The 23,566-nt window shown below is 61.8% G+C and carries 22 protein-coding genes and 1 pseudogene; 11 read left to right on the plus strand and 12 right to left on the minus strand.

Annotation, left to right across the window (positions count from 1 at the left end; genetic code table 11):
* Nucleotides 1-85: 85 nt before the first annotated feature.
* Nucleotides 86-466 (minus strand): annotated as a pseudogene (locus tag FX984_RS15440) (DEAD/DEAH box helicase); the annotation flags it as partial.
* Between the two features lie 110 nt (nt 467-576).
* Here FX984_RS15440 and FX984_RS15445 point away from each other — a divergent pair.
* Together FX984_RS15445 and FX984_RS15450 are read left to right on the plus strand one after the other, a co-directional pair.
* Complete coding sequence (locus FX984_RS15445; RefSeq protein WP_027605268.1) at nt 577-996, plus strand: hypothetical protein; 420 nt, start codon at nt 577-579, stop codon at nt 994-996.
* A 9-nt stretch (nt 997-1,005) separates the two neighbouring features.
* Nucleotides 1,006-1,899 (plus strand): cation diffusion facilitator family transporter, encoded by an 894-nt coding sequence (locus FX984_RS15450; RefSeq protein WP_146477764.1) that lies wholly within the window; start codon nt 1,006-1,008, stop codon nt 1,897-1,899.
* Here FX984_RS15450 and FX984_RS15455 read toward each other — a convergent pair.
* On the minus strand, nt 1,896-2,933 hold the full coding sequence (locus FX984_RS15455; RefSeq protein WP_092358234.1) for a DUF6515 family protein: 1,038 nt from the start codon (nt 2,931-2,933) through the stop codon (nt 1,896-1,898). The two genes, FX984_RS15450 and FX984_RS15455, sit on opposite strands and share 4 nt — an antisense overlap.
* A 431-nt stretch (nt 2,934-3,364) precedes the next feature.
* Here FX984_RS15455 and FX984_RS15460 point away from each other — a divergent pair, with 431 nt between their 5' ends.
* Complete coding sequence (locus tag FX984_RS15460) at nt 3,365-3,844, plus strand: Lrp/AsnC family transcriptional regulator (RefSeq protein ID WP_003194418.1); 480 nt, start codon at nt 3,365-3,367, stop codon at nt 3,842-3,844.
* Nucleotides 3,845-4,071: 227 nt separating this feature from the next.
* Nucleotides 4,072-4,281 (plus strand): DUF2788 domain-containing protein, encoded by a 210-nt coding sequence (locus FX984_RS15465; protein ID WP_025999909.1) that lies wholly within the window; start codon nt 4,072-4,074, stop codon nt 4,279-4,281.
* Here FX984_RS15465 and FX984_RS15470 read toward each other — a convergent pair.
* The 4 genes from FX984_RS15470 to FX984_RS15485 form a co-directional block, all read right to left on the minus strand.
* Nucleotides 4,276-4,911: a pseudouridine synthase gene (locus FX984_RS15470; RefSeq protein WP_027605265.1), complete on the minus strand. Its 636-nt coding sequence runs from the start codon at nt 4,909-4,911 to the stop codon at nt 4,276-4,278. The genes FX984_RS15465 and FX984_RS15470 overlap by 6 nt on opposite strands.
* A 71-nt stretch (nt 4,912-4,982) precedes the next feature.
* Complete coding sequence (gene amn / locus FX984_RS15475; protein ID WP_024077553.1) at nt 4,983-6,455, minus strand: AMP nucleosidase; 1,473 nt, start codon at nt 6,453-6,455, stop codon at nt 4,983-4,985.
* 113 nt (nt 6,456-6,568) lie between these two features.
* A complete protein-coding gene (locus FX984_RS15480; RefSeq protein ID WP_146477762.1) occupies nt 6,569-8,224 on the minus strand; it encodes an acyl-CoA dehydrogenase family protein in 1,656 nt (551 codons plus the stop codon).
* Between the two features lie 99 nt (nt 8,225-8,323).
* A complete protein-coding gene (locus tag FX984_RS15485) occupies nt 8,324-10,714 on the minus strand; it encodes a hybrid sensor histidine kinase/response regulator (RefSeq protein ID WP_146477760.1) in 2,391 nt (796 codons plus the stop codon).
* Nucleotides 10,715-10,990: 276 nt separating this feature from the next.
* Here FX984_RS15485 and FX984_RS15490 point away from each other — a divergent pair, with 276 nt between their 5' ends.
* The 4 genes from FX984_RS15490 to FX984_RS15505 all read left to right on the plus strand — a co-directional run bounded on the left by FX984_RS15490 (nt 10,991) and on the right by FX984_RS15505 (nt 14,527).
* Nucleotides 10,991-11,788, plus strand: coding sequence for a hydroxymethylpyrimidine/phosphomethylpyrimidine kinase (locus FX984_RS15490; RefSeq protein ID WP_108574255.1), 798 nt, complete (start codon nt 10,991-10,993; stop codon nt 11,786-11,788).
* A gap of 32 nt (nt 11,789-11,820) precedes the next feature.
* Nucleotides 11,821-12,444, plus strand: a complete 624-nt coding sequence (thiE, locus tag FX984_RS15495; RefSeq protein WP_065938355.1) for a thiamine phosphate synthase — start codon at nt 11,821-11,823, stop codon at nt 12,442-12,444.
* Nucleotides 12,445-12,462: 18 nt separating this feature from the next.
* Entirely contained in the window at nt 12,463-13,746 is a 1,284-nt protein-coding gene (gene hemL / locus FX984_RS15500; RefSeq protein WP_108574253.1) for a glutamate-1-semialdehyde 2,1-aminomutase, read from the plus strand.
* 226 nt (nt 13,747-13,972) lie between these two features.
* A complete protein-coding gene (locus tag FX984_RS15505; protein WP_027605258.1) occupies nt 13,973-14,527 on the plus strand; it encodes a tetratricopeptide repeat protein in 555 nt (184 codons plus the stop codon).
* Nucleotides 14,528-14,530: 3 nt separating this feature from the next.
* Here FX984_RS15505 and FX984_RS15510 read toward each other — a convergent pair whose 3' ends face one another.
* The 6 genes from FX984_RS15510 to FX984_RS15535 form a co-directional block, all read right to left on the minus strand.
* Entirely contained in the window at nt 14,531-15,643 is a 1,113-nt protein-coding gene (locus FX984_RS15510; RefSeq protein WP_027605257.1) for a succinylglutamate desuccinylase/aspartoacylase family protein, read from the minus strand.
* Nucleotides 15,644-15,652: 9 nt separating this feature from the next.
* Nucleotides 15,653-16,363: an ABC transporter permease gene (locus FX984_RS15515; protein ID WP_027605256.1), complete on the minus strand. Its 711-nt coding sequence runs from the start codon at nt 16,361-16,363 to the stop codon at nt 15,653-15,655.
* Nucleotides 16,360-17,076, minus strand: a complete 717-nt coding sequence (locus FX984_RS15520; RefSeq protein WP_027605255.1) for an ABC transporter permease — start codon at nt 17,074-17,076, stop codon at nt 16,360-16,362. Before FX984_RS15520 ends, FX984_RS15515 begins: the two co-directional genes overlap by 4 nt.
* Nucleotides 17,077-17,093: 17 nt before the next feature.
* Complete coding sequence (locus FX984_RS15525; protein WP_115487522.1) at nt 17,094-17,852, minus strand: transporter substrate-binding domain-containing protein; 759 nt, start codon at nt 17,850-17,852, stop codon at nt 17,094-17,096.
* 38 nt (nt 17,853-17,890) lie between these two features.
* Nucleotides 17,891-19,945 (minus strand): oxidoreductase, encoded by a 2,055-nt coding sequence (locus FX984_RS15530; RefSeq protein WP_027605253.1) that lies wholly within the window; start codon nt 19,943-19,945, stop codon nt 17,891-17,893.
* Nucleotides 19,946-20,174: 229 nt separating this feature from the next.
* Nucleotides 20,175-20,501: a DUF1820 family protein gene (locus FX984_RS15535; RefSeq protein WP_003215457.1), complete on the minus strand. Its 327-nt coding sequence runs from the start codon at nt 20,499-20,501 to the stop codon at nt 20,175-20,177.
* 131 nt (nt 20,502-20,632) lie between these two features.
* Here FX984_RS15535 and miaB point away from each other — a divergent pair, with 131 nt between their 5' ends.
* The 3 genes from miaB to ybeY all read left to right on the plus strand — a co-directional run bounded on the left by miaB (nt 20,633) and on the right by ybeY (nt 23,550).
* Entirely contained in the window at nt 20,633-21,961 is a 1,329-nt protein-coding gene (gene miaB, locus FX984_RS15540; RefSeq protein ID WP_146477758.1) for a tRNA (N6-isopentenyl adenosine(37)-C2)-methylthiotransferase MiaB, read from the plus strand.
* 133 nt (nt 21,962-22,094) lie between these two features.
* Nucleotides 22,095-23,099: a PhoH family protein gene (locus tag FX984_RS15545; RefSeq protein WP_053138073.1), complete on the plus strand. Its 1,005-nt coding sequence runs from the start codon at nt 22,095-22,097 to the stop codon at nt 23,097-23,099.
* A complete protein-coding gene (gene ybeY, locus FX984_RS15550) occupies nt 23,092-23,550 on the plus strand; it encodes an rRNA maturation RNase YbeY (protein WP_027605250.1) in 459 nt (152 codons plus the stop codon). Before FX984_RS15545 ends, ybeY begins: the two co-directional genes overlap by 8 nt.
* Nucleotides 23,551-23,566: the final 16 nt, after the last annotated feature.

Genomic DNA, 23,566 nt, shown 5'->3' on the forward strand with positions numbered 1-23,566 from the left:
GAGAGGTGATTCAGCCCAAAGGCTGCGAAGAGAGGGGTAGGAGTTTTTGACAAGATATTGATGATTTTCGTGCAATCGGCAAAACGTGGAACTCGTCGAAGATCAGCAGGCCGACACCGTCCAGTGCCGGATCGTCCTGCAAACGACGGGTGAGGATGCCTTCGGTGACCACTTCGATGCGCGTGTTGGGCCCGACCTTGCTGTCGAGACGGATGCGATAGCCGACGGTTTCACCGACTTTCTCCCCCAGTTCGCTGGCCAGCCGTTCCGCGGCGGCACGGACGGCCAGGCGCCGGGGCTCGAGCATCAGGATGGTCTGCCCGGCCAGCCAGGGCTCATTCAACAAGGCCAAGGGCACGCGGGTGGTTTTACCGGCGCCGGGCGGCGCTTCCAGCACGGCTTCATGGCGATTCGCCAAGGCGTCACGCAGGGCGGGTAAAACATCATCGATCGGCAACGAATTCATACTGGCTCCAAAGCAGAGCGGCGAGTATAACGGCGAACTGCCGGATGCCGACGCTGGTCTCAATGGCAGTGCTATATAGTCCCGTATCAACCGTGTTCAGGAGAGTCTCCATGCGTATCGCTTCCCGTGTCATCGGCGGTGTCCTCGCCGTCACCCTGCTGAGCCAACTCACCGCCTGCGGGTCGATTTTCTACCCCGACCGCCGTGGCCAGATCGATGGCAAGATCGACCCGACCATTGCCGTGCTCGATGCCGTGGGCCTGTTGTTCTACGTGATCCCTGGCCTGATCGCGTTCGGCGTCGACTTCGCCACGGGCGCGATCTATTTCGAACCCGGCAAGACTGCCCAGGTTGACCCGGAAAAACTCCACGAAGCCATCGGCGCCGACGGCAAGGTCGACAACGCCAAGCTGCAAAGCATCATCCAGAAGGAAACCGGCCGCACCCTGCCGCTGGACGACCCACGCATGATCCAGTTCAAGGGCAGCGTGCAACAACTTGCGCTCCTGGGCCTGCAACCCGCCGCCTAAGGATCGTTTATGACCAGCAGTCCCGAACACGCCCGGCTGTTGCGCCTGGCCACCCGCGCCTCGGTGGGTGTGGCCTGCGCGCTGATCGTCACCAAGGCGATTGCCTGGTGGCTCAGCGGCTCGGTGAGCATGCTCGCCGGGTTGACCGACTCACTGCTCGATGGCGTGACCTCGCTGCTGAACCTGCTGGCCGTGCATTACGCCCTGCGCCCTGCCGATGACGATCACCGTTACGGCCATGGCAAGGCGGAGTCGCTGGCGGGCATGGCCCAGGCGTTGTTCATTGGTGGCAGTGCGGTGTTGATCGCCTTGCAGGCCTACGAGCGCCTGCAGCATCCGGAACCGGTCGGCGCGCCGTGGCTGAGCATTGGGGTGATCGTGTTTTCCCTGGCACTGACCGTGGCGCTGCTGATGCTGCAACACCGGGTTGTGCGCGAAACCGGCTCCAATGCCGTGCGGGCGGACTCGCTGCACTACCGCTCGGACCTGCTGCTCAACGGCAGCATCCTGGTGGCGCTGGTGCTGGCGGGCATGGGCTTTCATCAAGTCGACGCCTGGTTCGGCCTGGGCATCGCCGCCTACATTTGGTGGAGCGCGATCCAGATCGCCAGGGAAAGCTTTGCGGTGTTGATGGACGAGGAACTGCCGCCGGACGTCAGCCAGCACATGCTGGAACTGGCGCGAAGCGTACCGGGGGTGTTGGGTGCCCATGACCTGCGCACGCGCATTTCCGGCAACCACTGGTTCGTGCAGTTGCACCTGGAACTGCCGGGGGAGCTGACGCTGTCAGTGGCCCACGGCATCAGCGACCAGGCCGCCGATGCCATTCACGCAGCCTACCCGCGCGCCGAAGTGCTGGTGCACGCCGACCCACGGGAAGTGGTCACGGGCGCCAAGGCCTAGTACTGCACCTGATACCCGCGACTGCTCAGGCAGTTGCCCTGGGCCTGGCGGTAGGTTTGCACCACCGCCGGGTCAGGGGCGTAGGTGACGGCCTGCGGGTCGAAGCCGCTTTGTTGCACCGCCCAGCGATAACAGTCGTAGCCGTCCTGCTGCACTTGCGCCGGTGACTGCCCGTTGGCGGGATAGGCCACCACGTCATAGCCATTGCCTTGGGGTGCTGGCTGCGGTGCCGGCACTTGCGTCGGCGGTTGTACCACTACGTATTGCTGGGTGCTTTGTTCGTAGGCGTAGTAGGCGCCAGCGGCCAGGAACAGCAGCGAGCCACCTACCCACACTTCGCGCGCATAGTCCGGCAGGTAATGCACGCGGATGCCATACGGCGGCGCCACGACCACATAGCGCGGGCCTTGGGGGCGGTACCAGTAGCCGCCGGAGAAGAAGTAATCCTGGCCACGGTACGGCACCCGGTAGTTGCGGTCGGGGAAGCGGTCGACGACATAGCCAGGCCGATACTGGGGGCCGGGGCCCCAGCCGTTGCCATGGCCGTCGGGGCGACCTGGCCAGCGGTTATCGTTGGGATGCCCGTTGTAGCCAGGCCGCGAACCTGGGCCGCCGGCCTCCCAATTGCGGTTGTCGTCGTTGCGTCGAGGAATGTCACGGTAGTAACCCTGACGCGGTTCCTGGGTCTGGCGCACGGTATCGGGGCGACTCTGGATCGGCAGGTTGTTCGCAGGCTGCGGGGCTGGCCGAGGCTGTTCGGCACCTTGCGGGCGACCTTGCCACTGCCCGCCACCGTGGGGCGGTTGCTCGGCGCGATCAAAATGCGGGTTCTGTGGACGTGGCTGATTATTTTCCGGCCGGGGTTGATTGTTCTGTGGACGCGGCTGGTTATTCTGCGGGCGCGGCTGTTCGTTACCCTCCGGCCCTCTTTCATGCTGGCCGCCACCCTCAGGGCGCGGCTCGTCGGCCATCACTTGCGTGCCGACGGTGACCATCAGCAAACCTACACCTGCCATATGCCAGATGCGCTTCATGCTATTCCTCACTGCGGATAAGGGCCTGGAAGGTCCGGCCTCATAGATGAGACTGGAAAAGCCCCGCCCGGTTCTGAGACAGGTTATCAGTCACAGGAACAATTTTCTTAAGGCAAAAGAAAAGGGGTGACCCGTCGGCCACCCCTTGAGAACTTCGTCCATGCTCAACGCTTTTGACGTTGGCTCACCTCACGCCGTCTTGTGGACAGTGTGCAGCCTGGAGGCCGGCTCGACCCTGCTGGGGTGGCGGCCGCAGCCAGCCTGATTGGGCGAGCTGCTGTGGACTGTTGTCCAGGCGGTGATTCTGTTGATAACGATACAGGCCAGCGCCGGGCAGATGATTGCGAAGATTGCGTCAATAAACAGTGCTTGCGCAATTTTTAACCCTTCATGGATAATTCACCGCAATAGTTACGACAAAGGCCAACCCAATGAGCAAGCTTGACCGATACGACCTGAGTATTTTGGCGGAATTGCAGCGCGACGCGAGGATCTCCAACCAGGAGTTGGCCGAGCGTATCGGCCTGTCGCCTTCGCCCTGCTCGCGCCGGGTCAAGCAGTTGGAGGACGACGGCTACATCGCACGCCAGGTCGCCCTGCTCGACCGCAAGATGCTCGGCCTGAGCCTCACGGCCTATGTGCTGATCGGAATGGACCGCCACACCCCCGAGCGTTTCGAGAACTTCGAGGCGGCCATCCGCACCCTGCCCCAGGTGCTGGAATGCAGCCTGGTCACCGGGATGGATGCGGACTATCAGTTGAAAGTGGTGGTGCCGGACATGGACCACTATCAGAAACTGCTGCTGGGCCACCTCACCCGGATCGAAGGCGTGACCAGCGTGCGCTCGAGCTTTGTGCTCAACCAGGTGCTCAACAGCACCGAGCTGCCGCTGACCCACCTGCGCACCTGATCTCATGAACAATGAAGATCAAATGTGGGAGGGGGCTTGCCCCCGATGGAGTATCAGTCACCAGATACACAGCCTGACACACCGCTATCGGGGGCAAGCCCCCTCCCACATTTGGCCTGTGTTTCAACAGTGAAGCCTGCGTGCGACGCACCGACGCAGGTCAATGTTGCGCCTGTGACGCTGCCGTATACTTGCCGCCTGCCCCGTTGGAAGAGCCCATGAACAACATCGACCCCGCCCTGTTCGAAGAATGGATGATGACCGGCCTGGTCACTATCCTGATCATTTTCATGGGCTTTATCGTCTGGGACCTGGCAAAGAAATCCAAGGCCGGGCGCTTTGGTTCGTTCATCCTGTTTTTCGTGCTGGGCCTGGGCGTGGCCGCGTTCATCATCAAGAGCGTGGTGATCGGCCTGATCGAATCCGGCGCTTTATAAACGCGCCGGCACTTCCTTCCATTGGCCTTGGTCCAGGCCGTCGATTGTCCAATCGCCAATACGCACCCGCACCAGGCGCAAGGTCGGCAGGCCCACGGCGGCGGTCATGCGCCGAACCTGACGGTTACGCCCCTCTCGAATCACCAGTTCAAGCCAGTACGTCGGTAGGTTTTTGCGAAAGCGCACCGGCGGGTTGCGCGGCCATAACGCCGGTTCATCCAGACGCCGGGCCTCGGCGGGCAAGGTTTTGCCGTCGTTGAGTTCCACCCCGTCACGCAGGCGTTGCAGCAATGCTTCGGTGGGTTCGCCTTCCACCTGCACCCAGTAGGTTTTCGCCAGCTTGTGCTTGGGATCGGCAATACGCGCCTGCAACTGGCCGTCGTTGGTCAGCAGCAACAGGCCTTCGCTGTCACGGTCCAGGCGGCCTGCCGGGTAGATGCCGGGGATGTCGATAAAGTCCTTGAGCGTCGCGCGCCCGCCTTCGTCGCTGAACTGGGTCAGCACATCGAAGGGTTTATTGAACAGCACCAACTTCGGCTCGGCCGGCGGCGCCTTGGCGACACGGCGCGCGGCAGAATACGGAGGTTTCACGCCAGGGCGGCGCGAATCGGGACGGGTGGGACGGGACATGGCAAAGGAACATCTAACGGTCAGGACCGACAATGCTAGTGGCCTGACCGCTAAATGACCATCCCAACCGCTTAGCGGAACGGCGGCTCGTCGAAGCTGCGCAGTTTGCGCGAGTGCAACGAGTTGAGTTCGGTGCGCAACAGGTCCACCGCCTCGATGCCGATCTTCAAGTGCTGGCTGACCGCACGTTCGTAGAACGCGTTGGCCGAACCCGGCAGCTTGATCTCGCTGTGCAGCGGCTTGTCCGACACACACAGCAAGGTGCCGTAGGGTACGCGCAAGCGGTAGCCCTGGGCGGCGATGGTGCCGCTTTCCATGTCCACCGCCACGGCGCGGGACAGGTTGATCAACGGCCGCTCCTGGGCCCAGCGCAGTTCCCAGTTGCGGTCGTCGTAGGTCAGCACGGTGCCGGTACGCAGGCGTTTTTTCAGTTCTTCGCCTTTCTCACCGGTGACATTCGCCGCCGCCTGCTGCAAGGCCATCTGCACTTCGGCCAGGGCGGGGATCGGGATGTTCGGCGGTACCACCCGGTCGAGAATCCCATCGCGGCGCATATAGGCGTGGGCCAGTACGTAGTCGCCGATGGTCTGGGATTGGCGCAGGCCGCCACAGTGGCCAATCATCAGCCAGCAATGCGGACGCAGCACCGCCAGGTGGTCGGTGATGTTCTTGGCGTTGGACGGGCCGACACCGATGTTCACCAGAGTCACGCCGTGGCCATCGCTGGCCTGCAGGTGATAGGCCGGCATCTGGTAGCGGTGCCACACTACGCCGGCGGCAATCGCCGAGGCTTCGCCGTGGTCCATGCTCTTATCGATGATGACGTTGCCCGGCAGCACCATGCGGATAAAACGCGGGTCGCTGCGCAGTTGTTCCAGGCCATGCAGGATGAACTGGTCGACATAGCGGTGGTAGTTGGTCAGCAGGATCCACGGCTGCACATGGCGCCAGTCGCTGCCGGTGTAATGCACCAGCCGACGCAGGGAAAAGTCCACGCGGGCCGCATCGAACAGCGCCAGGGGCAGCGGGTCGGTGTTTTCCCAGTCGTAGAGGCCATCGGCGATGCCGTCGGTGGCGGCCGACAGGTCGGTGCTGGGGAACACGCGCGCCAAGGTCGCGGCGGTCACACCGGAGCCGGCCAGTTCGTCGCCCTGCTCCACCACGTACGGATAAGGAATGTTCTGCTGGCTGACGCCCACTTCCACGGTCACGGTGAAGTCGTGCATCAGCGGCACCAGTTGTTCCAGCAAATACTTACGGAACGCCGCCGGATGCGTGACGGTTACGCTGTAGGTCCCGGGTAACTGGACCTTGGCATACGCCCGGGTAGTCTGTGGGACTTCGCCGTGGCAGTGGTAAGTCAGGCGCAGTTCCGGGTAGCGAAACAGCGCGCGTTGTTCGGCGTCGGGTTCGACGCGGTCCTTGAGGTATTGCTTGAGGGCTTGATTGAGCGCGCCGGTAGCCCGCTCATGCAGGGCCGCCAGCCGATCCACGGCCTCTTCGGCGGTTTGAACGACAACAAAAGCTTCGGTCACGGTAAGCATCCTGTGTTCTGACTTGCAGGCCTTTATCTTGCCTGTATCCCTGTCAGACGCAAACCTTGAATTGGAGTGCCTCTCAAGATGGCTGCAAGCCCCCTCCCACATGTGGACCGTGTTTATTCAGAGACATTGGGACTTGAGCGCGCGACGATGGCCCCGACATCGACGCCACGCGGCAAGGTGCCGTAGACGCGGCCAGACGACTGGCCCAAACGGCTGGCGATAAAACCATCGCTGACTGCGGCGTTACCCGCCTCAAGCAACAGCTTGGCCTGCAATGCCACCGCAATATCCTCGGTCAACTGCCGCGCGCGGTACTGAATGTCCTGGGTGTCCATGAACGCCGACTTCAGGTGTTCGATATGCCGCGCCAATTGCTTATCGCCATGCCCGTCACCAAGTTCGACAAACAGCGCTTCCAGCACGCCGGGCTCCTTGGAGAGTGCGCGCAGCACGTCCAGGCATTGCACATTGCCGGAACCTTCCCACGTCGAATTCACCGGCGCCTCACGGTACAGGCGCGGCAGGATGCTGTCTTCCACGTAGCCCGCGCCGCCCATGCATTCGGCGGCTTCGTTGATCATCGCCGGGGCGCGCTTGCAGATCCAATACTTGCCCACCGCCGTCACCAGCCGAGCGAACTTGGCTTCCCGCTCATCGCCCAGATTGTCCAGGGCGCAGCCCATGCGCATGCTCAAGGCCAGCGAGGCTTCGCTTTCCAGGGCGAGGTCGGCCAGCACGTTTTGCATCAGCGGCTGCTCGCTGAGCACACGGCCACCGACCCGGCGATGAGCACAGTGATGGCTAGCCTGGGTCAGCGCCTGGCGCATCAAGGCACTGGAACCCACCATGCAATCGAAGCGGGTCATTGCGACCATCTCGATGATGGTCGGCACGCCACGCCCCTCTTCACCGATCATCCAGGCCAGGGCCCCACGAAACTCCACTTCACTGGACGCATTGGAGCAGTTGCCCAATTTGTTTTTCAGGCGCTGGATATAGAACTCGTTGCGGGTGTCATCCGGGCGGTGCCGGGGCAGCAGGAAACAGGTCAGGCCTTTGTCGGTCTGGGCCAGGGTCAGGAAGGCATCGCACATCGGCGCGGAGCAGAACCACTTGTGACCGACCAGTTCATAGGCTTGCCCGGGCCCGCCGGCGCCCACCGGATAGGCGCGGGTGGTGTTGGCCCGCACGTCGGTGCCACCCTGTTTCTCGGTCATGGCCATGCCGATGGTTGCACCGGCCTTGTGGGCAATGCCGACATTGCGCGGGTCATAGTGGGTGCTGAGGATTTTCGGCAGCCAGGTCTGCGCCAGGTCCGGTTGCAAGCGCAGGGCCGGGACGCAAGCGAAGGTCATGGTCAGTGGGCAGCCGGTGCCGGCCTCAGCCTGGCTGTGCAGGTAGGTCATGGCCGCACGCGCCACATGGGCACCGGACTGTGGATGGGCCCACGGCAGCGACGGCAGGCCATGCTCGACCGCGGTGCCCATCAGCTCGTGGTAGGCCGGGTGAAACTCCACCAGGTCGATGCGATGCCCATACCGGTCATGGCTGCTGAACACCGGTTTGTTCTGGTTGGCCAGGAACCCGGCCGCCATCAGCGGCCCGCCGGCCAACGCCCCGTACGCATCGATGCGCGCCTGCGCCCAGCCGGCGCCAAAGCGCCGTGACCAGTCTTGCAGGGGCACGTCGATGCGGTACAGATTGGTGCCGTCCAGGCAGGGCGGCTGGTTGGTGACGTCGTGGGTTTCGGCGAACTGATGCAGGTTCATGACAGGCCTCCTGGAAAAAGGCCCTGTCGAATGCGCACCTACCCATAAAGGCGCAGATCGATTGAGGCCGGTTTTTTCAGTTAAGCACCGTCATCCAGGTTAAAAAAGTGGCATACCCGCCGAATGCCCGGCGCTTTCGCCCTCGAGCGCGCTCAACAGGTGGCGCTCCAGTACCGCCTGCAGCGCCTCGAAGCGCACCGGCTTGGCCAGGCGATCGGTGATGCCGATGCCATGGCTGCGCTCGCGCTCGGACGTGTGCAGCGACGTACTCAAGGCGATCACCGGCAATTCACCGCAGCCCGGCAGTGCACGAATCTGACAACACAACGAGAAGCCGCCTTCGGGCACATCCAGCAAGACCGCGTCGAAGCTTTGCCCCTGCAAGGCCGCCAACGCCGCCGGGCCACTGTCCACGGTTTTCACCCGGTAACCCAGCTTGAGCAACATGCCGCGCACCGCCAACTGGCCGACGCTGTTGTCATCCACCAGCAATACCGCGCAATCCTGGGGCGCGCGTTGCCGGCCGGGCGCCGGTTTTGCCTCGATCGGCACCGGGCTGACGTTCACGTCCAGCTGGAAGCGGCTGCCCTTGTGCGGCTCGGAATGATGGGTAAGGCGCCCGCCCAACAGCTCGATCAATTGCCGGCAGATGGCCAGGCCGATGCCCAGGCCGCCGTATTCGCGGGTCATGGAGCCATCGAGTTGGAAAAAGCGCTGGTACAAGGTCGCCTCGTCAAGGAAGGCGAAGCCAATACCGGTGTCGGTCACAATGAAGCTCAGGCGCACGTCGCCATCACTGTGAGGCACACCCACCACCCGCAGGCGCACGGAGCCTTCGCGGGTGAACTTGAACGCATTGTCCAACAGGCAATCCAGGCACTGGAGCAGTTTGTCGGCGTCACCCACCACACGGTCCGGCAGCTCATCGGCCACATCGATGGAAAATGCCAGGCCTTTGCCTTGGGCGCTGGTGTTGAATTGCTGGCGCAAGGTGTCGAGCACGCCGCGCAGGCTGAACACCCGAGGCTGGGCACTCAGGCGCCCGGCCTGCAATTCGGTGAGGGTGAGGATGCCGTTGACCATGCGCATCATGTCCCGTGCCGAACCGGCGGCCGTTTGCTGGTACTGCGCCAGGTCGTCGTCCAGCGGCACCGTTTGCATCAGCTCAAGGGAGCCGATCACACCGTTCATGGGCGTGCGCAGTTCGTGGGTCAGCGTCGCGAGGAATTCATCCTTGAGACGGTTGCTGCGGGCCAGTTGCTGGTTGAGCACTTCGAGCTTCTGGCTGGCATCGAACAGGATCTGTGCCTGCTGCTCACGCATGGCATTGATACGGTCGGCGAGGGCCAGGGATAACAGCGCCACTTCAATTGCCGAGCCGATCTGGCTGGCGTACATGGTGAGGAACACATTGGGCAAGTAGCCCAGCACCATCAGCGTGTTCACCACGCCACCCAGCAGGAACGCCGACCAGGCGATGATGAAATACCGCGCCACCCGCTGGCCGCAGTACCAGGCCTTGATGGCGGCGACGAAGATGGTCACGGTGAATACCAGCGCCAGGCCGGTCGCCAGGCGCAAGGCCAGGGCGTAGCTGGTCAGCAGCGCCAGCGCCATCACTGCGCCGCCGCACACCGCCAGTGCCAGCAAGAGCCGGTTGAGCCAGCGGCTGTGCTGCGCGGTATGCAGGAAGCTGCGGGCGAACAGGCTGCCGAACATCGCCGCCGAACCGATCAGCAACGGCACCGCCGCATTCGCCCACCACGGGTTGTTCGGCCAGAAGTACTGCACCGCCACGCCATTGACCGACAGTTGGTACAGGCCAAACGAGGCGATGTAGAGGATGTAGTACAGGTAGCTGGTGTCGCGCACGCTCAGGTAGATGAACAGGTTGTAGACCAGCATCCCCAGCAATACGCCATAGATCACCCCCAGCACCGACAGGCGCAGCGGTTGTTGCTCCAGGTAAGCGGTGCCGGCCCAGAGCGTCAACGGCGCCTGGATCGAGCCCTCGCTTTGCAGGCGCAGGTAGAGCGTTTGCTGCTGGTCGGGCACGAAATTGAGCTTGAACAGGTAGTTGCTCTGGCTGACCTCACGGCTGGAAAAAGGCAGCGCACTGCCGGTACGGCCGGCCAGCCGATAGTTGCCGGTGCCATCGTTCTGGTACAGGTCCAGATGATTCAGCGGCGGGTAAGCCAACTCCAGGAACCAGGTGCGGGGGGCACGGGGGTCCCTGGCCATGTAATGCAGGTCGACCTTGAGCCAGAACACCGAGCGCGAATAGCCGGCGTTGAGGGTGGCTTTGTCATGGTGCTTGAATTGAGCAGCGTAGGCGGGAGAACTTACTTCGGCGATGGTGAGGGCATCGGTGGGGTCTTCGAGCACTTGCATGGCTCGGCCCAGCGGCAGGCTTCGGGTGTCCTGGTTGAACTCGATGGCGCTGGCGAGCATCGGCAGCCCGCACAACAATAAGATCAGCAAATAGCGCATAGAGCCCCAGCGTGGCCTGTCCGGTTATGTCAAAAGCCCCCCATTCCTTTTGAGAAGACGTACACCGGCGGTACAGTTAAGTTGTTTGAATCCACTTTAGCATAGCCGCTAAAGGCCATTGGACACCATTGAAATAATTTTTTGAAAGGCTCTAGAACAAGGCTTTCAGAGCGTTTTCGCAGCCGAGCACACGCCAAAAAAGCGGCGTTTGCGCGACAACATTCAACCATCGCCCGAAGGCCCCGCCAAAAGCGTTTGGTGGTAAGCTCGCGCACCATGAATATCTACAGCTCTCGCCCCGTTGTCCTCTGTCTCTCCGGCCATGATCCCAGTGGTGGCGCCGGCTTGCAGGCAGATATCGAAGCCCTCCTCGCCCAAGGCTGCCATGCGGCCCCGGCCGTCACTGCCCTGACCGTGCAGAACACCGTCAATGTCAGCGATTTCCGCGTACTGGACCGTGAGTGGGTACTGGCCCAGGCCAATGCCGTCCTCGGTGACTCCGACGTGGCGGCGGTCAAGCTGGGCATGCTCGGCTCCACCGCGATGGTCGACACCGTGGTCGAACTGCTGCAGGCGCACCCGCACCTGCCGGTGGTGTGCGACCCGGTGCTGCGCGCCGGCGGCGGTGGCAGCCTGGGCAAGGACGAAGTCGGCTACGCCATGCGCGAGCGGCTGCTGCCGTTGTCGCTGATCGCCACGCCGAACCTGCCTGAAGCCCGCATCCTCGCCGAACTGCCCGAGGGCACCGCCGACGAATGCGCCGCGAAGCTGTTGCCGTTCATCAAGCACCTGTTGATCACCGGCGGCCATGGCGATGAGCATGAAGTGCACAACCGTCTCTACAGCCGCGATGGCACGCGCCAGACCTTTACCTGCCAGCGCCTGCCCGGCAGCTATCACGGTTCGGGCTGCACCCTGGCCAGCGCCCTGGCCGGACGGATCGCCCAGGGCGAAGGGCTGGTGAGTGCGGTGCAGTCGGCACTTAACTACACTTGGCGCACCCTGCGTGATGCCGAACAACTCGGCCAGGGCCAGTTCGTACCGCGCCGGCTGCCGCTGGATTTCTGCTCGTAACTATCTGCTCTTAACAGCAAGAGGCCTGCCCGATGAAACTACGTGGCCTTTACGCCATTACCGACAGCCAACTGTTGGCCGGCAAGTTCCTCGCCTACGTCGAAGCGGCATTGGACGGTGGCGTGACCCTGCTGCAGTACCGCGACAAAAGCAGCGACGAAGCCCGGCGCCTGCGCGAAGCGGAAAAACTGCGGGAGCTGTGCTCGCGCTACAAGACCCAGCTTATTATCAATGATGACTTCGACCTGGCCGCCCGCCTGGGCGTCGGCGTGCACCTGGGCCAGACCGACGGCCCACTGACGCCGGCCCGTGCGCTGCTAGGCTCCAAGGCGATCATCGGCGCCACCTGCCACGGCCAGATCGAACTGGCCGAACAGGCGGCGAAGGAAGGCGCCAGTTATGTCGCCTTCGGCCGCTTCTTCAATTCCAACACCAAGCCGGGTGCTCCGGCCGCCACCGTTGAAATGCTCGCCGAGGCCCGCAAGCGCCTGCATGTGCCGATCTGCGTGATCGGCGGCATCACCCTGGAAAACGCCGCACCGCTGGTGGCCCAGGGTGCCGACCTGCTGGCCGTGGTCCACGGCCTGTTCGGTGCCGACAGTACCCAGGAAGTCACGCGCCGCGCCCGCGCCTTCAACGAACTCATCAAATCCTGAATTCAGAGAGCCCTCACCATGTCTCGTTCCGAAACCCTGTTTGCCAATGCCCAGAAACACATCCCCGGCGGTGTGAACTCCCCCGTGCGTGCGTTCAAAAGCGTGGGCGGCACGCCGTTGTTCTTCAAGCATGCCGAAGGCGCCTACGTCACCGACGAAGATGACAAGCGCTACGTGGATTACGTCGGCTCCTGGGGCCCGATGATCCTCGGCCACAGCCACCCCGACGTGCTGGACGCCGTGCGCAGGCAACTGGAGCACGGCCTGTCCTACGGCGCGCCGACCGCCATGGAAACCGAGATGGCCGATCTGGTCTGCAGCATCGTGCCGTCGATGGAGATGGTGCGCATGGTCAGCTCCGGCACCGAAGCCACCATGAGTGCGATTCGCCTGGCCCGTGGTTTCACCGGCCGCGACAGCATCATCAAGTTCGAAGGCTGCTACCACGGCCATTCCGACAGCCTGCTGGTCAAAGCCGGTTCCGGCGCGCTGACCCAAGGCGTACCCAGCTCGGCCGGCGTACCGGCAGCGTTCGCCAAACACACCCTGACCCTGCCGTTCAACGACATCGGTGCCGTCGAGCAGATGCTCAGCGAAGTCGGCCAGGACGTGGCGTGCATCATCGTCGAGCCGGTGGCCGGCAACATGAACTGCGTGCCGCCCGCCCCAGGATTTCTGGAAGGCCTGCGCGAACAGTGCGACAAGCACGGCGTGGTGCTGATTTTCGACGAAGTGATGACCGGCTTCCGCGTTGCCCTCGGCGGTGCCCAGGCGCACTACGGCGTCACGCCGGACCTGAGCACGTTCGGCAAGATCATCGGTGGCGGCATGCCCGTGGGCTGCTTCGGCGGCAAGCGCGAAATCATGCAGCACATCGCGCCGCTGGGCCCGGTGTACCAGGCCGGCACACTCTCGGGTAACCCGCTGGCCATGGCGGCCGGCCTGACCACCCTGCGCCTGATCAGCCGCCCGGGCTTCCACGCCGAGCTGACCGACTACACCACCCGCCTGCTGGACGGCCTGCAACAGCGCGCCGACGCCGCCGGTATCCCGTTCGTGACCACGCAAGCAGGCGGCATGTTTGGCCTGTACTTCAGCGGTGCCGATGACATCGTCACCTTTGATGATGTGATGGGCAGCGATGCCGACCTGTTCAAGCGCTTCTTCCACCTGATGCTGGAGGGCGGCGTGTACCTGGCGCCGAGTGCCTTCGAAGCCGGCTTCACCTCGATCGCCCATGGCGATGCCGAGCTGAAACTGACCCTGGATGCCGCCGAGCGCGCCTTCGCCGCCCTGAAATAAGCCGGAGCAAAAACCTGACGTCGCTGTGGGCGGCGTCAGATTTGCTACTTTGCCTACAGGGATTTCCTTATTTTTCCGAGAATTTACCTGCAATCCGGCAGATAACTTGCCCAAGCAGCAGAAAAACGAGTAAAGACTTTGTAAGCAGAGGCCTGCTTATTTCATAATGCGCGCTTATTGGATCCCGAGAGGATCCGCGCGCCCCGTCAGAGGTAAGTCGATTCCCATGAAACGCACCGGCCGCACCCTGGTACTGGGCTGCCTGTTGCTCCTTCAGCCGCTGCTGGCACAAGCCCAGGCAGGCGGCAACTCGTTGTTAATCCCAGCGATGGGTCGTTGCACCCTCAATACCCAGCCGGACAGCCAGGCCGAAGCCCTGAGCGCGTGTCAGAAACAGGCCGACGATGGGGATGCGCAGGCGCAATACGAGTTGGGCGAGTACTACCACGACAGCAAGAACCCGGCCCGTGACCTCAACAAAGCCTTGAGCTACTTCGAGAAAGCCTCGCTGCAGGGCCACGCCCAGGCGCAATTCCAGTTGGGCACCATGTTCTTCAAAGGCGAAGGCGTGCCGGCCAATAACGTCCAGGCCTATATCGTGCTGAAAATGGCCGCGGTCAACGGCGCCGAAGACGCGCTGGACACCGCCGACGAAGTCGCCGAGCACATGCAACGCGATGAATTGGAAGTGGCCACCCAGGTCCTGGGGCAGATTTTCCGCAACTACCTGCTGGAGCTGCAGAGCGCCGATGGGCGCTCGCCCTTCTCACCCCTGCCCTGATGCTCAAGGCGATAACAGATACCCCTGTCGATAGGCCTTCGCACCTGCGACATGGGCAATGGTCATTCCCGCAGTTGCCATTCGCCGCACTGAACGAACATACAAAAGCCCCCCACGCGTACAAACCACCGGTGTGACGCGGTCGGTGATCGGATCAATGATTTCGGCCAGGGTTTGCCCCGCCTCCAGGTAATCGCCCACCTGCGCGCAAAACACAATCAAACCTCCCACCGGACTCATCACGGGCTCTACCCCGGCCAACGGCGTCGGCCGGTTGAGTAATGCCGGCGGGCATGACGTCTGGCCATCAATGGCTCCGCACTGAATCAGGTACTGAATCAAAGCCTGGCAATCCTGACGTGCCAGCCCATGGTCCACATCGGCAACCCCTCGTAACTCAACCGTCACAGCGAACCCGGGTGGCGAAAAGCGCCCAGGGAAACGCGCCTGCATCTGCTCCCAAAACAACGTAAAGCACTCATCGAACGATTGCCCGCCTGCCTCTTTTGTCAAAAAGCAGGCCCTGGCGCCCAAGTAGCGGGCCAGGGGTTCCACCTGTGGCCAGAAATCCGGCGACAGGTACAAGTGCTGCACGGCTTCGAAATCACAGTGCAGGTCCAACACGATATCGGCGTCACAGGCCAGCGCCTGCAGGGTCAGGCGCATTGACTGCAATTGCGTCGCCGGCACTTGGCTGGCGAGCGCTTGCCGAAGGCTCGAACGAATCAGCTGCAGATTGCTGGCAGGATCATCAGTCAACAGACCTTGCACGCAATCACCGACCTGCTGGCTGACATCAGGGAAGAAACGATTGAAGTTCTCCCGGCTGTCGTTATCGAAGCGCCCCTGGGGCACATCCATCAGCACTTGCTCCAACCCCAGCGGATTGGCCACCGGCACGAGGACGACCGACCAACGCAACAACCCGGCCGCTTCCAGCTGCGCCAACCGTTGCTTGAGATGCCATAAAACCAGCATCCCCGGCAGCTCATCGGCATGCAGCGACGCCTGGAGATAGACCTTCCCCGATGCATTGCCCGGACCGTAATGAAAACTATGGATCTGTCGCGTCGTACCTGGCACGGCCGCCAGTAACTCATGCACATGAGTCTGCATATCGACCCCCTATCGGCCCGGATCAAGAAAGCGCAGCCATCGCCGTTCTGCCAGGCGAAACAGACCGACCAAGGCAAAGGTGATGCACAGGTAAAGGGCTGCGGCGAGGCCGAAGGATTGGAAGGTCAGGAAGGTGGCAGCGTTGGCATCCCGGGTCACTTTGAGGATGTCCGGCACGGTGGCGGTAAACGCCAACGTGGTGGAGTGCAGCATGAAGATCACTTCATTGCTGTAGTAGGGCAATGCGCGGCGCAGGGCCGAAGGCATGATCAAGTGGACATACAGCTTCCAGCCATCGAACCCCAGGGACCTTGCAGCCTCGATTTCACCACGCGGCGTCGCTCGAATGGCACCCGCCAGTATTTCCGTGGTGTAGGCCCCGGTATTCAAGGCGAACGCCAGCAGCGTGCAGTTCAGTGCGTCGCGGAAAAACCCATCCAGCAGTGGTTGCTCACGCACTGCGGCAATGCTGTAGATCCCGGTGTAGAAGATGAGCAACTGGATATACAGCGGCGTACCGCGAAACAGATAGGTGAAGCTTTGCACCGGCCAACGCCACCGGCGCCGGGAGGACGCCCTGGCAATGGACAGTGGCAGTGCAAGCAGCAGGCCGAAACACAGCGAGGCACTGGTCAGCCATAGGGTCATGGCCAGGCCCGTCAGTTGTTGACCGTCGGAGTAGAGCAAGGGCCGCCAGTATTCCTGAATCAGCTCGATCATCGCGGCGACTCCTGCACACCCCCGCAGTAGCGACGCTCCAACCAACGCAATACGAGGTTTGAAACGCTGCTGAGCACCAGGTAGATCAACGCCGCCATCAGCAAAAAGGCCAACACCTGCTGGCTGCTCTTGCCCGCTACCTGGGCCACTTTGATCAAATCCGCCAGGCCGATGATCGATACCAGCGCAGTGGCCTTGAGCAAAACCATCCAGTTATTGCCCAGCCCTGGCAGGGCGAACCGCATCATTTGCGGGAATATCACGTGCACAAAACCTTGGCTGAAGGTCATGCCCAAGGCCTTGGCGGCCTGGAACTGACCGCGAGGCACGGCCAGCAAGGCGCCGCGAAAGGTTTCGGTGAAATAGGCGCCGTAGATAAACCCCAGGGTGAGCACTCCTGCGCTGAAAGGGTCGATTTCGATGTAGGCCCAGCCCAGTTCCTGCGTCAGACGACTCAAACCGGTTTGCACTCCGTAGAAAATCAACAACATCAACAGCAGGTCCGGCACCCCACGGATCAGGGTGGTGTAGAGCTGTGCGCAGAAGCGCCAGGCCCTGCACCCGGACAACTTGGCGCCCGCACCGAGCAGGCCGAATGTCAGCCCCAGCAGCAGCGACAGCAGCGCCAGTTGCAACGTGACCCAGACACCGCGCAATAACAACGGCGCGAAGCCCTCCAGGGTCGCAGCGAACTGCGTGAAGGTAGGTAGCATGGTTGCGCCCTCGCCGATCATTGACCGCTGAACATGTCCACACCCGGGAAGTACTGTTCCTGTAACCGGGCATAGGTGCCATCCGCGTGCAGGGCGGCCAGCCCTTTGTCCAGCAAGGCTTTTAACGCGTGATTGCCCTTGGCGATACCAATGGCACTTTGGGAGGGCATCAGTTCGCTTTCAATCAACGGTCCCAGCACAAACCCCGCGCCTTGGGGCAAGCGCAAAAATCCGCTTTGCGCCTGCTGAGCATCTTGCAGCGAAGCCTGCAAGCGGCCCGCCACCAGGTCGGCGTACACCTGCTCCTGATCGGCGTACGCCACGACCTTCATGCCCTGTTTAACAAGCACTTGGCGGGCATAGGTTTCCTGGGTACTGCCCTGTAAGTAGCCAACGGCCGTCCCCTTGGCCAGTTCAGTGCCGGGGCGGAATACCATGGCAGTGGGACTGGAAAACACCTCCGAGGAAAAATCGATCACCTTTTGCCGTGCTTCAGTAACCGTCATTGAAGCCAGGATTGCGTCGATCTTGCCGGCGTTCAGGCTCGGGACCAGTCCGTCGAAGTCGCTTTCGACCCATTGGCAGCGAATCTTCAAACGCGCGCATAGAGCATTGCCTATATCAACTTCGAAACCGGTCAAAGTTCCCGCACTGTCCTTATAGGCAAACGGCGCATAGTTGGGGTCGGCACCGAAACGAATTACCGCATAGTCCCTGGCAACGAGTGGCGCACTTACAAATAACATGGCGAATAACATCAGGATTATTTTTTTCATTATTGTATTCCTCGTTATTAATCAAACAGCAGGACTGGCTACACTTCGATAAACGGAATCTCTCGTCGTAGAAACAAAGAATCAGCAGGCGCATCAAACTCTCGTGCCATTCGATGCCCGGAATACACCGCCGCAGCAATCGTGCCCGGCGCCATACAGTCGCCGATCAAGGTCAGCGTACTGATACCGGCCGCCAGTGATTGTTCGGGTGCGTTATTCAACGCCTGAAACAGCGCCTGCTCGGGCTCGCGGGAGGTGACCAACACCAGTGATGCGGCTGGAATGAAGGAGGTCCGCGCGGTGTAGACGCACCCTGCCAGCACACCTTCCGGCATACCACTGACCAGTGTATGGGACGGGATGATCGTGACATTCAACTCCAGCAGCCGGCGCTGGATGCGATGCTGCTCCAGGGTGTTGTGGGTCCAGGCCGCCACATCCGCCGCAGGGGTGACGAATATCACGTCGAGTCCCCGCGCCACCAGGTGCTCGGCCAACACACTGCCCATGTAATAGTGATCGTCGTCGAACAGCAGCACCGGTGAAGGCGGTAGTACACCCGCCATCAGATCGTCCGGCGTCAGCACGGGCAGGCACTCCAGGCCCGGTAACACCCACCGCAGGGCGCGCCCCAACCCGTCCCGCCGCCAGCGAGAGCCGGTGGCGATAAATACATGCTCGGCAGCAAAGTCGAGGACGTCCTGGGCCTGCAAAGGACTTTCCCGATAAACCTCGACCGATGCCAGGCGGCTTAAGGCATCCAGTCGATAATCGATGACCCGCGCCCAACTCGCCAGCCCCGGAAGCCGCGCCTCCAAGGCTACGCGTCCGCCCAGCGTGCGCTGGCTGTCCACAAGCGCAACGTCCATCCCTCGCGCGCCCAGTATCCGCGCGCACTCAAGCCCAGCAGGGCCGGCGCCGACCACCAGCGCGCGCCCTGGCTCATCCGCCCGCTTCACCGCCTCCGGGTGCCAGCCGCGCCGCCACTCCTCGCCCATGGTCGGATTCTGAGTACAGCGCAAAGGCGTGCTGGTGTGATCGCCACTGACACACACATTGCAGCCAATGCATTCACGGATCTCTTCAGCGCGCCCCTCTTCAATCTTTTTTGGCAGGAAAGGATCGGCAATCGAAGGGCGGGCCGCACCAATGAGGTCGAGAACGCCACGGCGGACCATGGAGGCCATGGTGTCCGGCGAGGTGAACCGCCCGACGCCTACCACCGGCTTGCAGGTCAGCGATTTGAGCCCCAGCAGGAAGGCCTCTTGATAACCTTCCGAGGCAAAGCGCGCGGTGACGCTGTCATTGGACCAATCGGCGACATTCACATCCCACAAGTCCGGCAAGTCCGCCAGCATCGAGAAAACTTCAGCCCCTTCGCCCTCGCGACACAGACCGCCGGCCATCTGCTCATCCACCGCCAGGCGCACCGCCACGGCGCATCGATCACCCACCGCATCGCGGGTGTCCTCAATCAGTTCGCGCAGCAGGCGCACGCGGTTTTCCAGCACGCCGCCGTACTCATCGGTGCGGCGGTTATTACGTGGTGTGAGGAAATGGAAAGGCACACTCAGGTCATGCCCGGCATAGACATAGATGATGTCAAACCCCGCGTCCCGCGCCCGCAGCGCGGCTGCGCGGTGCATGGCGCGTAACTGCTGGATATCGGCACGACTCATGGCCCGCGCCTGGACGGGGTCATAACCACGCACCGGCGTATTGGAGGGCGCCCAGGGGATTTCACGGCTGTAGCGGTTGGGCGCGGAGTAACCATTGAACGCCAATTCGATGCCGGCCAGTGAACCGTGCTGGTGGACCGCCTCGCACATCAGTGCGAGTGCCGGAATGTCGCGTTCATCCCACAAGCGCGCCTCTATGTAAGGGGAGAACTCGCTCAGCGGGCTGATTTCACACTCTTCAGTGCAAACCACGCCCCAACCGCCCTCGGCTTTTATGCCACGCATGCGGGCCATGGCCGAGGGGTGCACATGGCCCATGCCATTACAGTGGGGAACTTGATAAAAACGGTTGCGGGTGCGAACCGGGCCGATTTGCACCGGTTCAAACAGAATGTCATAGCGAGGATCGCGCACGGGGCTACTCCCGAACAGATAAGTTCGTTAATGACTGCGTGAGAAGAAACTCGGCGTTAACTAATGGTGTGGTTTAACAGTGTTGAAGTACGGGAAAACTTCGAGGCATTTTATTCTTGATGTAGTCATGGCACCCCCTCGGCATGGACGAAAACTGCTACTTTTCCAGCAGAATGTCCATGCACTACAGGTGCATTTCAGAAGCGTCCTACAAATTCATCAAGAGACTTTACTTCTCAGGCATCGGCATCGGAAACGGCATGACATTGCTCATGCCCCGGGCTTCGCTGATTTTCGGCGTGCCCAGGCGCTCGACTTCGTCGATGCGCACGATCGAATGCATCGGCACAAAACTGCGCACCACGCCTTCGAACTGGGCCTTGAGTTTTTCCTCGCCCGGGTCGACGACCAGCTGTGTGCGCTCGCCAAAGACGAACTCTTCCACTTCCAGGAAGCCCCACAGATCACTTTGATAGATCTGCTTGGCGTACATTTCGAACACCTGGCCCTGGTTGAGGAAAATCACCTTATAGATTGGAGCTTCACGTTTGGTCATGGTGGGTGAGGAACACATGGGGGATATAAAAGAGGGCGCGAACTATAGCATGGCACCCGATGCACAGTGCTAGGAACCGATGGGCATGACCCCTATAATGCGCGGTTCTTTACCACCAGTTGACGATTCCCATGGCCAAGAAGCTTTATATCGAAACCCACGGTTGCCAGATGAACGAGTACGACAGCTCGCGCATGGTCGACCTGCTGGGTGAACACCAGGCCCTGGAAGTCACCGCCCGCGCCGAAGATGCCGACGTGATCCTGCTCAATACCTGCTCGATCCGCGAGCGGGCCCAGGACCGTGTGTACTCGCAGCTGGGTCGCTGGCGCGAATTGAAACTGGCCAACCCGGACATGGTGATCGCCGTCGGCGGTTGCGTGGCCAGCCAGGAAGGCGCCGCGATCCGCGACCGTGCGCCGTATGTCGACGTGGTCTTCGGCCCACAGACCCTGCACCGCCTGCCGGAAATGATCGACGCCGCGCGCATCACCAAGCTGCCCCAGGTCGACGTCTCGTTCCCGGAAATCGAAAAATTCGACCACCTGCCCGAACCGCGCATCGATGGGCCGAGCGCCTACGTGTCGGTGATGGAAGGCTGCAGCAAGTACTGCACCTTCTGTGTGGTGCCCTACACCCGTGGTGAAGAGGTCAGCCGGCCGTTTGACGACGTGCTCGCAGAAATCATCCACCTGGCCGAAAACGGCGTGCGCGAAGTGACCCTGCTGGGCCAGAACGTCAACGGCTATCGCGGCCTGACCCACGACGGGCGCCTGGCTGACCTGGCGGAGTTGATCCGCGTGGTCGCTGCGGTGGATGGCATCGAGCGCATTCGCTACACCACCTCGCACCCGCTGGAGTTCTCCGACAGCCTGATCCAGGCCCATGCCGATGTGCCGGAACTGGTCAAGCACCTGCACTTGCCGGTGCAATCGGGCTCGGACCGCATCCTCTCGGCGATGAAACGCAACCACACCGCCCTGGAGTACAAATCCAAACTGCGCAAATTGCGTGCAGCCGTGCCGGGCATCTGCATCAGTTCGGACTTTATCGTCGGCTTCCCCGGCGAAACCGAGAAAGACTTCCAGCAGACCATGAAGCTGATCGAAGACGTCGGTTTCGACTTCTCCTACTCGTTCGTCTACAGCCAGCGCCCCGGCACCCCGGCGGCGGACCTGCTGGACGAAACCCCGGAAGCGCTGAAAAAAGAGCGCTTGAACGCGCTGCAACATCGCCTTAACCAGCAGGGTTTTGAGATCAGCCGACAAATGGTCGGTTCGATCCAGCGCATCCTGGTCACCGACTACTCGAAAAAAGCCCCTGGTGAATTGCAGGGCCGTACCGAGAACAACCGGATCGTCAACTTCCGTTGCGATAATCCGACATTGATCGGTCAGTTTGCCGACGTGCATATCGATGCGGCGCAACCGCACTCGCTGCGCGGCTCGCTGGTGCAATAAAGGTGAGAGGGGGACAAGCCCCCTCCCACATTGGAACCGTGCAACATTCCAATGACGTAAGTGCTTTCGTACCCGCGTCACTGGCGTTATCCTCTCTTTCACCTAAACAGCCAAAGGGCGGCTAAAAGCAACCTTGAACGCACCCATAGCAGAACCCCATCGTTTTCTCCTCGAGCCCTTTGAGGCTCGCCGTTTCGCCAACCTGTGCGGACAGTTCGACGAGCACCTGCGCCTGATCGAGCAACGCCTGAGCATCGAGATCCGCAATCGCGGCAATCAGTTCGAGCTTATTGGTGAACCCCAACACACCACGTCTGCAGAAAACCTGCTGCGCCGCCTCTACCGTGAAACCAAGGGTAGCGAGCTGTCGCCGGAAACGGTGCACCTGTACCTGCAGGAATCCGCCGTGGAAGACCTGGCCAACAACCCGGTGGCCGAAGCCAGCGTGGCCCTGCGCACCAAAAAAGGCATGATTCGCCCGCGCGGCTTGAATCAGCAGCGCTACGTCAAGGAAATCCTCGGCAACGACATCAACTTCGGCATCGGCCCCGCCGGTACCGGCAAGACCTACCTGGCCGTGGCCTGTGCGGTCGACGCCCTGGAGCGTGAGCAAGTACGCCGTATCCTGCTGGTGCGCCCAGCGGTCGAGGCCGGTGAAAAACTCGGCTTCCTGCCCGGCGACCTGGCCCAGAAGATCGACCCGTACCTGCGCCCGCTCTACGACGCGCTGTACGAGATGCTCGGCTTTGAATACGTGGCCAAGCTGATCGAGCGCCAGGTGATCGAGATCGCCCCGCTGGCCTACATGCGCGGCCGCACCTTGAACAACAGCTTCATCATCCTCGACGAAAGCCAGAACACCACCGTCGAGCAGATGAAGATGTTCCTCACCCGGATCGGTTTCGGCTCCACCGCCGTGATCACCGGTGACGTCACCCAGGTCGACCTGCCCAAGGGCACCAAGTCCGGCCTGGCCCAGGTGATCGAGGTGCTCAAGGACGTGCCGGGTATCAGCTTCACGCACTTCATGCCCAAGGACGTGGTCCGCCATCCGCTGGTGCAGCGCATTGTCGAAGCCTACGAGCGCTTCGACCACCGCGATGACGCACCGGCCAAGGACGTTCGCCGCGATGCTTGAGCTTGACCTGCAGCTGGCCACCGAAGCGCCCGCCCCCAGCGAAGAACAGTTCCGTCAATGGTGCGCCCTGGCCCTGCGCCAGCGCAGCGCCGACTCGGAACTGACCATCCGCCTGGTGGACGAGCCCGAGGGCCGCGAGCTGAACCACACCTGGCGCCAGAAGGACTACGCGACCAACGTGCTGTCGTTTCCCGCCGACGTACCCGATGAGTTGCTGGATATCCCCCTGCTGGGCGACCTGGTGATCTGCGTCGAGGTGGTCGAGCGTGAAGCGAAGGAACAAGGCAAGGAACTTGAGGCTCACTGGGCCCATCTAGTCATCCACGGCTGCTTGCATCTCTTGGGTTACGACCATATAGACGATGAAGAAGCCGAGGAAATGGAAGCACTGGAACGAACGTTGCTTGCAGAATTGGGTCACCCGGATCCATATGCAGACGACGAAAACTGATCAACACTCAACTGTC

It is taken from the genome of Pseudomonas marginalis (assembly GCF_008692035.1).
GTDB classification, from domain to species: Bacteria; Pseudomonadota; Gammaproteobacteria; order Pseudomonadales; family Pseudomonadaceae; genus Aquipseudomonas; species Aquipseudomonas marginalis.